This window comes from Mycobacterium colombiense CECT 3035, assembly GCF_002105755.1.
Lineage (GTDB): Bacteria > Actinomycetota > Actinomycetes > Mycobacteriales > Mycobacteriaceae > Mycobacterium > Mycobacterium colombiense.
Genome location: NZ_CP020821.1, coordinates 3,380,748 through 3,392,400 on the forward strand (window position 1 = coordinate 3,380,748; position 11,653 = coordinate 3,392,400).

General features: G+C 68.8%; 12 protein-coding genes. 5 read left to right on the forward strand and 7 right to left on the reverse strand.

Features of this window, described 5'->3' with window-relative positions:
* Position 1 precedes the first annotated feature (1 nt).
* From purF to B9D87_RS15650, 5 genes are all read right to left on the reverse strand, one after another.
* Positions 2 to 1,528, reverse strand: coding sequence for an amidophosphoribosyltransferase (purF, locus tag B9D87_RS15630; protein WP_007777664.1), 1,527 nt, complete (start codon positions 1,526 to 1,528; stop codon positions 2 to 4).
* A gap of 137 nt (positions 1,529 to 1,665) precedes the next feature.
* The gene (locus tag B9D87_RS15635; protein ID WP_085382832.1) at positions 1,666 to 2,061 is read right to left on the reverse strand and encodes a sterol carrier family protein; all 396 of its coding nucleotides are present in this window, start codon (positions 2,059 to 2,061) and stop codon (positions 1,666 to 1,668) included.
* Between the two features lie 32 nt (positions 2,062 to 2,093).
* Positions 2,094 to 2,723: an Rv0804 family intramembrane glutamic endopeptidase gene (locus B9D87_RS15640; protein WP_007777669.1), complete on the reverse strand. Its 630-nt coding sequence runs from the start codon at positions 2,721 to 2,723 to the stop codon at positions 2,094 to 2,096.
* Between the two features lie 19 nt (positions 2,724 to 2,742).
* Positions 2,743 to 5,040: a phosphoribosylformylglycinamidine synthase subunit PurL gene (gene purL, locus B9D87_RS15645; RefSeq protein WP_007777671.1), complete on the reverse strand. Its 2,298-nt coding sequence runs from the start codon at positions 5,038 to 5,040 to the stop codon at positions 2,743 to 2,745.
* Positions 5,041 to 5,103: 63 nt separating this feature from the next.
* Positions 5,104 to 5,892 carry a helix-turn-helix domain-containing protein gene (locus B9D87_RS15650; RefSeq protein WP_007777672.1) on the reverse strand — a complete coding sequence of 263 codons (789 nt, stop codon included), beginning with the start codon at positions 5,890 to 5,892 and terminating at the stop codon, positions 5,104 to 5,106.
* Between the two features lie 124 nt (positions 5,893 to 6,016).
* Between B9D87_RS15650 and B9D87_RS15655 the strand changes: the two genes are divergently transcribed.
* Positions 6,017 to 6,412: a nuclear transport factor 2 family protein gene (locus B9D87_RS15655; protein WP_007777674.1), complete on the forward strand. Its 396-nt coding sequence runs from the start codon at positions 6,017 to 6,019 to the stop codon at positions 6,410 to 6,412.
* A 7-nt stretch (positions 6,413 to 6,419) separates the two neighbouring features.
* Here B9D87_RS15655 and B9D87_RS27045 read toward each other — a convergent pair whose 3' ends face one another.
* Complete coding sequence (locus B9D87_RS27045; protein WP_007777676.1) at positions 6,420 to 6,578, reverse strand: VOC family protein; 159 nt, start codon at positions 6,576 to 6,578, stop codon at positions 6,420 to 6,422.
* Between the two features lie 125 nt (positions 6,579 to 6,703).
* Between B9D87_RS27045 and B9D87_RS15660 the strand changes: the two genes are divergently transcribed.
* Complete coding sequence (locus tag B9D87_RS15660; protein ID WP_040629854.1) at positions 6,704 to 7,678, forward strand: IS481 family transposase; 975 nt, start codon at positions 6,704 to 6,706, stop codon at positions 7,676 to 7,678.
* Positions 7,679 to 7,691: 13 nt separating this feature from the next.
* Here the strand turns inward: B9D87_RS15660 and B9D87_RS15665 are convergent, their stop codons facing one another.
* Positions 7,692 to 8,999: a M18 family aminopeptidase gene (locus tag B9D87_RS15665; RefSeq protein WP_101896880.1), complete on the reverse strand. Its 1,308-nt coding sequence runs from the start codon at positions 8,997 to 8,999 to the stop codon at positions 7,692 to 7,694.
* A gap of 37 nt (positions 9,000 to 9,036) precedes the next feature.
* Between B9D87_RS15665 and B9D87_RS15670 the strand changes: the two genes are divergently transcribed.
* The 3 genes from B9D87_RS15670 to B9D87_RS15680 all read left to right on the forward strand — a co-directional run bounded on the left by B9D87_RS15670 (position 9,037) and on the right by B9D87_RS15680 (position 11,651).
* Complete coding sequence (locus tag B9D87_RS15670) at positions 9,037 to 10,053, forward strand: Dyp-type peroxidase (protein ID WP_007772633.1); 1,017 nt, start codon at positions 9,037 to 9,039, stop codon at positions 10,051 to 10,053.
* Positions 10,050 to 10,847, forward strand: coding sequence for a family 1 encapsulin nanocompartment shell protein (locus tag B9D87_RS15675; RefSeq protein WP_007772632.1), 798 nt, complete (start codon positions 10,050 to 10,052; stop codon positions 10,845 to 10,847). The genes B9D87_RS15670 and B9D87_RS15675 overlap by 4 nt, the downstream gene beginning before the upstream one ends.
* A gap of 63 nt (positions 10,848 to 10,910) precedes the next feature.
* Complete coding sequence (locus B9D87_RS15680; protein ID WP_040630666.1) at positions 10,911 to 11,651, forward strand: SDR family NAD(P)-dependent oxidoreductase; 741 nt, start codon at positions 10,911 to 10,913, stop codon at positions 11,649 to 11,651.
* Positions 11,652 to 11,653 lie beyond the last annotated feature (2 nt).

An 11,653-nucleotide genomic window follows, 5' to 3' on the forward strand; every position in this document is an offset into this window, starting at 1 on the left:
CTCAGTGCACTACGGGCACTTCGTCGGCCGCGAGATCCTCGAGGCCGGCGCCGCGCGCGGCATTGGCGAGCATGTGCTCGATGACGTTCTTGCCCAACGCGGTTTCCTCGGGCAGTTCGATCGGGTACTGGCCGTCGAAGCACGCGGTGCACAGCCGGGAGGCCGGCTGCTCGGAGGCCGCGACCAGGCCGCGCAGCGAGATGTAGCCCAGCGAATCGGCGCCGATGGCGTGCCGCACCGCCTCGAGCATCTCCTTCTTGTCCTCGACCGCGTTGGCGATCAGTTCCGCCGGCGACGGGAAGTCGATGCCGTAGAAGCAGGGCCACTTGACCGGGGGTGAGGCGATGCGGACGTGCACTTCGACGGCGCCTGCCTCGCGCAGCATCCGCAGCAGGGCGCGCTGGGTGTTGCCGCGCACGATCGAGTCGTCGACCACGATGAGCCGCTTGCCGCGGATCACCTCGCGAAGCGGGTTGAGCTTCAGCCGGATACCGAGTTGGCGGATGGTCTGGGACGGCTGGATGAAAGTGCGCCCGACGTAGGCGTTCTTCATCAGCCCCTGGCCATACGGAATGCCCGACTCCTGCGCGTACCCGACCGCGGCGGGCGTGCCCGACTCGGGCACGCCGATCACCAGGTCGGCCTCGACGGGACGCTCCCGGGCCAGCCGGCGACCGATCTCCACCCGCGTCGCGTGCACGGACCGGCCCGCGATGGTGCTGTCCGGTCGCGCCAGGTAGACGTACTCGAAGACGCAGCCCTTGGGGGTGGGGTTGGCGAAGCGCGTGGAGCGGACGCCGTCGGCGTCGATCGCCAGCAGCTCGCCCGGTTCGATGTCACGCACGAACGACGCGCCGACGATGTCCAGCGCCGCCGTCTCGGACGCCACCACCCAGCCGCGGTCCAGCCGTCCGAGCGAAAGTGGCCGCACCCCATGCGGATCGCGACACGCGTACAGCGTGTTCTCGTCCATGAAGGTCAGGCAGAAGGCGCCGCGCACGGTCGGCAGCAGGTCCAGAGCCGCCTGCTCCAGGGTGGCGTCCGCCGCGCCGTGGGCCAGCAGCGCGCCCAGGATGTCCGAGTCCGTGGTCGCCGGCGCGGGCGCGCGCTTGGCGATCAGCCCCTCGTCGCGCGCGCGGGCGGCGAGCTCGGCGGTGTTGACCAGGTTCCCGTTGTGCCCCAACGCAACCCCGGTACCGGCCGCGGTGTTCCGGAAGACCGGCTGGGCGTTTTCCCACGTCGTGTCGCCGGTGGTCGAGTAGCGACAGTGGCCGATGGCGACGTGGCCCGGCATGGCGCCCAGCGTCTGCTCGTCGAACACCTGGCTGACCAGGCCGAGGTCTTTGAAGACCAGCACCTGGGATCCGTCGGCGACGGCGATGCCGGCGGCTTCCTGGCCGCGATGCTGCAACGCGTACAAGCCGTAATAGGTGAGTTTGGCGACGTCCTCGCCCGGGGCCCAAACCCCGAATACACCGCATTCTTCACGGGGTGCGCTGAAATCCTCTTCGGGCTCTTGGACGGTCACGATTAGGCAGCTCCCCGGGGAACGGTTGGTGACGTAACGGAGTCTACGGGCACCCAGGCCACGCCGACGAATCCGCCGGGCGTGTTGAGCGACGAATTGCCGGGGAAATTTCCTAAACCTGCACTTCAGGGTTATGTTCAGCCCACATCGAACAGGGGCAGGCAGTGTCCAATCTCACCGGCGCGCGAGCCGGAAAGCCGCAGCGCACCGGTGCTCTGCGCCTCGCCGAACGGCAGCTTTCCGGTGGCCAGCAGCAGCCAGGTCCGGGGGTCGGTTTCCGCCACATTGGGCGGGGTGCCCCGGGTGTGCGTGGGCCCGGCGATGCACTGCACGGCGACGAACGGCGGGATGCGCAGCTCCACGCTGCGCCCGGGCGCCACGGCGGCCAGGGTGCGGGCGGTCAGGCGCACGGCCGTCGCCAGTTCCTGCCGGTCGGGCGCCGCACGGGACGCGTCGCGAAGCCAGTCGGCGACGGCCAGCACGGCCTGCCGGGCCTTCGCCGGATCGGCTTTGTCGCGGGGGCCATACCCCAGGGTCTCAAAAGCGTGGGGCCCGCCGCTCGAGGTCAGCGCGACGACGCCCGCACGGCCAGCACGGCGATCGCCCCGGCCTCGTTGATGGCCAGGTGCGCGAGCATGGGTGCGGCCAGGCTGCCCGACCGGTCGGCGAGCCAACCGAAGAGCCAGCCCGCGAGCCCGGTGACCAGCACGGTGACGGCCACCGGCTCACCCGTCGCGCGCGCGTCCGCGATGTGCGACAGGCCAAAAGCGCTGGCCTGCAACAACCGTCCGCGGCGTCGCCCGAAAGCGGCGGAACCGGCGGCGGCCAGCGCCCCGCGAAAGGCGGACTCCTCCGACCACACGGTGGCCACCGGTATCCGCAGCAGCAACCAGTCCGGCGCCGCCGCCGGTGGCTCGCGGTCGGCCATCGATCGGCGCACCGGCGGCAGCAGGGTGGTCGCCGCGACCGCGCAAGCTGCCGGGAGTGCGGCCACTGACCCCAGCCGCAGGCCGGGCCGTAGCCGGGGCGGATCCAGGCCCAAGGGTGCACGCGTCATCGCCACCAGCAGGCCGCCCGCGCCCGCCTGCAACACCGCTCGCCACGAGGCCGGCAACCGGGGACCGACGAAGCTCCAACCGACCAGTGCGGCGGCCAGCGACAGCGCACCCGATCGGCGGAAACGCCTGGCGGACATCAGGTTTCGCTGCGGGCACTCATCCGAAGAGCCGCGGCAGCACCGACTCCGAAGTCTCGCGCAGTTCGGCCAAAGAGATCGTGAACAGTCCCTGGACCTCCACCGCGTCGGACGCCTGGTCGACCACGCCGATGCGCACCGCCGGCAATCCGCGCGCCTCGCACATCGAACGGAACCGGCTCTCCTCGGTGCGCGGCACCGCCACCAGCACGCGGCCCGCCGACTCGGAGAACAACGTCACGAACGGATCGGCACCCTCGGGAAGCACGATGCGACAACCGGTTTCGCCGGCCAGGGCGGCTTCGACGATGGCCTGCGCGAGGCCGCCCTCGGACAGGTCGTGCGCCGCGGAGACCAGGCCGTCGCGCGACGCCGAGCGCAGCACCTCGCCCAGCAGCCTCTCGCGCGCCAGGTCGACCTTGGGCGGCAGCCCGCCGAGATGGTCGGCGGTCACCTGCGCCCAGATCGAACCGTCGAACTCGTCGCGGGTATCCCCAAGCAGCATCAGGGTTTCGCCGGGCTCGGTGCCCAGACCGGTGGGGATGCGCCGGCCGACGTCGTCGATGACGCCGAGCACCCCGACCACCGGGGTGGGCAGGATCGCCGTCGACCCCGTCTGGTTGTAGAAGCTGACGTTGCCGCCCGTCACCGGAATCCCCAGCGTCACACAGCCGTCGGCCAATCCGCGGACCGCCTGCGAGAACTGCCACATCACCCCGGGGTCTTCGGGCGAACCGAAATTCAGGCAGTTGGTCACCGCGACCGGTGCCGCCCCGGTGACGGCCACGTTGCGGTAAGCCTCGGCCAGGGCGAGCTGGGCGCCGGCGTAGGGATCCAGCTTCGTGTAGCGGCCGGAGGCATCGGTCGACAAGGCGATGCCGCGACCGGTGGATTCGTCGACGCGCAGCACACCACCATCGGCGTGCTCGGCCAGCACGGTATTGCCGCGCACGTACCGGTCGTACTGCTCGGTGATGAATGCGCGGCTGCACAGGTGCGGACTGCCCAGCAGCGCAAGCAAAGTGGCGCGCAGTTCGTCACCCGTGGCCGGCCGTGGCAGCCGCGCCGAGCTGTCGGCGTTCAGGGCGTCCTGCGTGTCGGGGCGGGCGACCGGGCGCTGGTAGACCGGGCCCTCGTGGGCGACAGTGCGCGGCGGCACGTCGACGACCGTCTGGCCCTGCCAGGTGATCCGCAACCGGTCGCCGTCGGTGACCTCGCCGATCACCGTGGCCAGCACATCCCACTTGCGGCACACCGCCATGAAGGCGTCGACGTTTTCCGGGGTGACGACGGCGCACATCCGCTCCTGCGACTCGCTGCACAGGATCTCCGCGGGCGTCATCTGGTTGGTGCGCAGCGGCACGGTCTCCAGCTGGATCGCCATGCCGCCGTCGCCCGCTGACGCTAATTCCGAAGTGGCGCAAGATAATCCGGCACCGCCCAGGTCCTGGATGCCGACCACCAGGTGACCGGCGTACAGCTCGAGGCAGCACTCGATGAGCACCTTCTCCATGAACGGGTCGCCGACCTGAACCGAGGGCAGCTTCTTGCGGGAGCCCTCGCTGTCGAACGTGTCCGACGCCAGCACCGACACCCCGCCGATGCCGTCCAGCCCGGTGCGGGCCCCGAACAGGATGATCTTGTTGCCCGTGCCGGAGGCGAAGGCCAGGTGCAGGTCCTCCTGGCGCAGCACACCGACGCACATGGCGTTCACCAACGGGTTGCCGGCGTAGCACGCATCGAAGACGGTCTCGCCGCCGATGTTGGGCAGGCCGAGCGAGTTGCCGTACCCGCCGATGCCGCGCACCACGCCGTCGACCACGCGACGGGTGTCCGGGGCGTCGGCCGCGCCGAACCGGAGCTGGTCCATCACCGCGACGGGTCGCGCGCCCATCGCCATGATGTCGCGGACGATCCCGCCGACTCCGGTGGCCGCACCCTGATAGGGCTCGACGTAGGACGGGTGGTTGTGCGACTCGACTTTGAAAGTGACCGCCCAGCCGTCGCCGATGTCGACGACGCCGGCGTTCTCGCCGATGCCGGCCAGCATGCCGGCGCGCATCTCGTCGGTGGTGGTCTCGCCGAAGTAGCGCAGGTGCACCTTGGACGACTTGTAGGAGCAGTGCTCGCTCCACATCACCGAGTACATCGCCAGCTCGGTGTCGGTGGGGCGGCGGCCGAGGATCTCGCGGATGCGCTGGTATTCGTCGTCTTTGAGGCCCAACTCGGCGAAGGGCTGCGGTTCGTCGGGAGTGGTGGCGGCGTGCTCGACCGTGTCGATGGCCTGGGTGCGCGCACTCGTCCCGGAGACAGTCACGCCAGACAGTCTAGGGCTGGACGGCGTGCAGGCGCTTTGGCCGCCCCTTCGGCCGGCCGGGGCCTATCCGCCGCGAAGCAGGTCTGCGCTTTCGGTGTCGGCGGGGTAGAACAATTCGACGGCCAGTTCGGCGAGGGTGACGTCGAGCGGCGTCCCGAACGTCGTCAGCGTCGTGAACATCGACAACCGTCGGCCCCCGCCGACGTCGAGGACGAACGGAATCAGCAGCGACGCGCCATCCGGGGGCGCGCTCCGGGCGTCGGCCGTGGCCGCGACGCCGGGGTAGCCGCGCACCTCCTCCTCGAGCGCCGCCAATCCCGGGTCGCCGGTGAGCGCGATGGTGCGCCGCAGCTGGCGCAGCAGGTAGCCGGCCCAGTCCGGGAAATTCAGGGTTCGCCCGGCCAGGCCGTCGGGGTGCAAGCACAGCCGGTAGACGTTCGCCGGCGGGCCGAGCAGCTGTTCGGGTAGGCCGGCGGTCAGCGCGGAGGCCGCCGCGTTGGTGCCCACGATGTTCCAGCATCGGTCGATGACGATGCCCGGGTAGGGGTCGTGCGCATCGAGCAGGCGCTGCACCGCGTCCCGAGCCGGCGAGAGTGCGGCGTCCTCGAGCGGACGCGACGGGTAGCGCGGCGCGAAACCTGCGGCGAGCAGCAGCGTGTTTCGTTCCCGCAGCGGGATGTCGAGGCCGTCGGCCAGGGTGAGCACCATCTCCGGACTGGGGCGCGAACGTCCCGTCTCGATGAAGCTCAGATGCCGCGCCGACACACCGACACTCAGCGACAGATCGAGCTGACTCACCCGTCGGCGCGTGCGCCATTCGCGCAACAACTCACCGACCGCCCCGTGGCTCACCAGGCAACGGTAACCAGGCCGGCGCACTCACGGCGATGACCTCGGAGGTAATTGCGGGGGCGCACGGCGCGGCGACACGCTTGCTGCACGCGCTCGACCGGAGCGCCCGACCCAAGGAGGAACCATGACGGACGTCCAATCCGCGCCGAAGTTCAGCGCAGAGGTTTTCGCGGCATACTGGGCCGCCCCCACCATGTCGCGCGGCTTCGACATCCTCGCCGAGGACATCGTCGGCTACTGGCCGGGCGATCCGGAGCCGGTCCGCGGGATCACGGCATACACGGCGAAAATCGCCGAATTGTTGGAGGCCGCACCGGATTTGCGGCTCGAGGTGATCGACAGCGCCACCGTGCCCGCGGCCGCCGAGGGTGAGGAACTCGTGTTCTTGCACTACGTCGGTCACGGCACCGGCCCGGACGGACCGTTTCACATCCGCGGCATCGACCGGGTCCGTACCCGCGACGGGATCGTGGTGGAGAACGTCATCCGCTACGACCCCGCTTTCGTGGGCCAGCGCTGAGCTACGGCTACCGACGCACGACGCAGAAGACGTTGCCCTCGAGGTCGGCCGGCACCACCCAGCGAAAGGAGTCGCCGAACTGGTGCCGGCCGACCCCGGTGGCTCCGGCGCCCAGCTTCGCGGGGTCGTCGCAGTCGAACGTCAGCATCTCCACGTTCAGCGCCATGCCGGCAGACCCCATGCCGCTAGTTGTACCCGGCAGGGACATTGTTGACGGTTTAGCTGTCGGAAGGGAGGACCTCCGGGCTTAGTGGAGATGTCTGACGTCTCTACTCGCGCACGGAGGTCCTCGTGTCTCACGGTAATGCTCGGTTGACCGTTCACGGTCGACAACTTCTCGTCGATCGTGTCCTCACCGGTGGACGTAAACCCGCTCACGTCGCTGCCGAGCTCGGTGTGTCTCGGCAATGTGTCTATCGATGGGTGCGCCGATTTCTCGATGAGGGTTCTGCTGGCCTGATTGATCGGTCCTCGCGTCCCCATCGTTGCCCGCACCGCACACCACCCGATGTGGAGTCCGCTGTCGTCGCGTTGCGCATCTCGGCACGCCGTGGTCAGCAGTGGATCGCCGACGAGTTGGGCGTGCCGGCCCGCACGGTCAGCGCGATCCTGCGCCGCCACCAGCTGCCGTACTTGCGTGACTGCGACCCGTTGACCGGGGCGGTGATCCGAGCATCAAAAGCCACCACTGTGCGCTACGAGCGATCGCGTCCCGGCGAGCTGATTCACATGGACGTCAAAAAGATTGGACGTATACCCGACGGCGGCGGATGGAAGGCTCACGGTCCGCAGATGGGCCGAAGCAGCCTCGCCAAGAAAGCTCGCATCGGATACGACTACGTGCACTCAGCCATCGACGACCACTCCCGCTTGGCGTATTCCGAGATCCTTCCCGACGAGAAGGGCGCCACCTGCGCAGCATTTCTGGTCCGCGCTGCCAACTACTTCTGCACCTGCGGGATCACCACCATCGAACGCGTGATCACTGACAACCACTTCAGCTACCGACGATCCAACGACGTCGCCGGAGTCATCGCCGGTCTCGGCGCCAAGCACGTCTTCATCAAGCCGCACTGTCCCTGGCAGAACGGCAAGGTGGAGCGCTACAACCGCACCCTGCAGACCGAATGGGCCTACCGGCAGGTGTTCATCACCAACGACGCCCGCTGCGCAGCCCTTGCGCCCTGGCTACAGCACTACAACAATCAACGCCGCCACTCAGCAATCGGAGGCCAGCCCCCGATCAGCCGACTGTCACCAATGTGAGTGCCGAGTACAGCTAGTCGGCGGAAAGGAACGCCTGCATCGCGGCCGAGTAGGCGGCTACGTCGTGCGCGCCCATCAATTCGCGCGCGGAGTGCATCGCCAGTTGGGCGGCCCCGATGTCGACGGTGGGGATGCCGGTCCGCGCGGAGGTCAACGGTCCGATGGTCGATCCGCACGGCAGGTCGGCCCGGTGTTCGTAGCGTTGCAGGTCCACTCCGGCCTGCCGGCAGGCCAGCGCGAACGCCGCGGCGGTGCGGCCGTCGGTGGCGTAGCGCAGATTCGGGTGCACCTTGAGCACCGGCCCCGCGTTGACCGCGATCGGGTGGCCGGGCTCGTGCCGCTCGGGGTAGTTGGGGTGGGTGGCGTGCGCCATGTCCGCCGAGGCCAGCAGCGAGACCGGCCGCCGGCGCAGGTAGTCCTCGCGACTACCGCCCGCCGCCAGCACGATTCGTTCCAGGACGGTACCCAGTAGGTCGGATTGGGCGCCGTGATCCGACGACGACCCGACCTCCTCGTGATCGAAGAGCACCAGCACCGGCAGGTAGGCGCCGGCCCGCTCCACGGCCAGCAGCGCCTCCAGTCCCGCATAGCAACTCGCCTGGTTGTCCAGCCGGGGCGCGCTCAGGAGGTCCCCGTCGGCGCCGATCACCGCGGCGGGGGTCAAATCGTGGGTCATCAGGTCGGCGGCCAGCACGTCGGACGCCGCCACGCCGGCGCGGTGCGCGACGTAATCGACGAACGACCGCGGCGCATCGCCGACACCCCACACCGCATTGACGTGACGCTGCGGGTCCAGCGTCAGCGACTTGCGGTCCTCGGCCAGGTGAATCGCCAGCTGCGGCACCCGAAGGATGGGCTCGTCGATCCGCACCAGCCGGTGCGCGACCCCGCCGTCCTCGTCGTCCGCGCGCACCGAGAGCCGCCCACTGATGCCCAGATCGCGGTCCAGCCACGAGTTGAGCCACGCGCCCCCATAGGGTTCCAGCGCCACCACCCGCCAGCCGGCGACAACCCGGTCGGGGTGCTGCTTGACCCTGAGGTTCGGACTGTCCGTGTGTGCACCCACGATTCGGAACGGGCCGTCGGGCGCTTGCGAATTCCAGGCCACCAGCGAGCCCGCCCGCACGGTGAAGTAGCGCCCGGGCTCGGACGGCCAGGGTTTAGCCTCGCTCAGTTCGGTGTATCCGGCAGCGATCAGCCGAGCGGCCACCGTGGCGCACACATGAAATGGCGACGGAGAGGCGTCGATGAAATCGCAGAGTCCTTGCGCACTCGCTGAGGACTTCGCCTGGTTTCGAGGTCCGCCGGACATGTTGAACATCATGGCTGTCGGCCATTGTGCGGTTCACGTTAGGGTCATGCACGTGCCCCCCGTCCAGCCGCAACCCATCCTCGCGCCGCTGACCCCCGCGGCCATCTTCCTGGTGGTGACCATCGACGACGGCGGGGAGGCGGCGGTGCATGATGCGCTGCCCGACATTCCCGGGCTGGTGCGCGCGATCGGATTCCGCGAACCGCAGAAGCGGTTGTCGGCGATCGCCTCGATCGGCTCCGACGCGTGGGATCGCCTGTTCTCCGGACCGCGGCCCGCCGAACTGCACCGCTTTCCCGAGCTGACCGGTCCGCGGCACACCGCGCCCGCCACACCCGGGGATCTGCTGTTCCACATCAGGGCCGAGAGCTTGGACGTCTGCTTCGAGCTGGCCGACCGGATCCTCAAATCGATGGCCGGCGCGGTCACCGTGGTCGACGAGGTGCACGGTTTCCGCTACTTCGACAACCGCGACCTACTCGGATTCGTTGACGGCACCGAGAACCCGGACGGCGCGCTGGCCACCAGCGCCACCGCGATCGGCGACGAGGACCCCGACTTCGCCGGGTCTTGCTATGTGCACGTGCAGAAGTACCTGCACGACATGTCGTCGTGGAATGCGATCCCGGTCACCGAGCAGGAGCGTGTGATCGGCCGCACCAAGCTCGATGACATCGAGCTCGACGACGACGTCAAACCGGGCAACGCCCACATCGCGCTGAACGTGATCACCGACGACGACGGCACCGAGCTGAAGATCGTGCGGCACAACATGCCGTTCGGCGAGCTCGGCAAGAGCGAATACGGCACCTACTTCATCGGCTATTCACGCACGCCGCAAGTCACCGAACGGATGTTGCGCAACATGTTCCTCGGCGACCCGCCCGGCAACACCGACCGCATCCTGGACTTCTCCACGGCGGTCACCGGCGGGCTGTTCTTCTCCCCCACCCTCGACTTTCTCGATGACCCACCGCCGCTGCCCGCAGCGCCGGTGGCGGAAACGCCTGTTGCCCAGAACGGCTCACTTTCGATCGGCAGCCTGAAAGGAACCACCTCATGAACAACCTCTACCGCGACCTGGCACCGGTCACCGACGCCGCTTGGGAAGAAATCGAATTGGAGGCGACCCGCACCTTCAAGCGCCACATCGCCGGGCGCCGGGTGGTCGACGTCAGCGAGCCCGGCGGCCCGGTGACGGCCGCGGTGAGCACCGGACGGCTGGCCAGCGTGGCGTCCCCCACCGACGGCGTGGAGGCACACCTGAGGGAAAGCAAACCCCTTGTCCGGCTGCGTGTTCCGTTCACATTGTCGCGGTACGAGATCGACAACGTCGAGCGGGGCGCCAACGACTCCGACTGGGACCCGGTCAAGGAGGCGGCCAAGAAGCTGGCGTTCGTGGAAGACCGGGCCATCTTCGAGGGCTACGCCGCGGCGTCCATCGAGGGCATCCGCTCGGCCAGCTCGAACAAGTCCCTGACTCTGCCGGCGGATCCGCGCGAGATTCCCGACGTCATCACCCAGGCGATCTCCGAACTCCGGCTGGCCGGTGTCGACGGCCCGTACTCGGTGCTGCTGGCGGCGGACGTCTACACGAAGGTCAGCGAGACGACCGAACACGGCTATCCGATCCTCGAACACATCGACCGGCTGGTCCCCGGAGACATCATCTGGGCGCCGGCCATCGACGGCGCCTTCGTGCTGACCACCCGCGGCGGCGACTTCGATCTGCAGCTCGGGCACGACGTGTCGATCGGATACACCAGCCATGACGCGGACACCGTGCAGCTCTATCTTCAGGAGACGCTGACCTTCCTGTGCTACACCGCCGAGGCGTCCGTCCCGCTCAGCCCGTAGGAATATTCGCCGGCGGGCCACTGCTTACCGAAAGAGAACTTCTCTCTTGGAGGTAGGGTTTCGATGACAACATCTTTGGCCGGATCGACCGCATTGGTGACCGGCGCGACATCGGGGATCGGCCGGGAAATAGCGCTGCAGCTGGCGGCTCGCGGCGCCGAGGTAGTGGTGCAGGGCCGCAACGCCGAACGGGGCGCCAAAACCGTTCGTGATATTGAAAACGCCGGCGGCAAAGCCCGTTTCGTCGCCGCCGACCTCAATGTCGCCGACGATGTCCGGCGGTTGGCCGCCGAGGCGGGGCCGGTGGACATCCTGATCAACAATGCCGGAATCTACGAGTTCGGCCCCACGGCGGCCACCGATGACGCGACCTTCGACGAACACGTCAACGTCAACCTGCGTGCGCCGTACATCCTGGTGCAGCAGTTGGTACCGGCCATGGCCGCTCGGGGCAACGGCGCGGTGGTCAGCGTGAGCACTCTGGCCGCATCGGTAGCGACGCGCGGCGCGGGGATCTACGGGGCCACCAAGGCCGGTGTGGAGCAGCTGACCCGCGTGTGGGCCGATGAATTCGGCGAGTCGGGGGTGCGGGTGAATGCGGTGGCCGCGGGTCCGACCGAGACGCCCGGCGCAGCCGCGCTTCCCGGAGTGCTCGACACGATCGCGGCGATCACCACGCTGCAGCGCGTGGCCGATGCCAGCGAAATCGCCAGCGCCGTGGTGTTTCTCGCCTCCCCGGAGTCCAGCTACGTCAACGGCACCATCCTGCACGCAACCGGAGGCCAGCGAGCAATCGTCGCGTGACC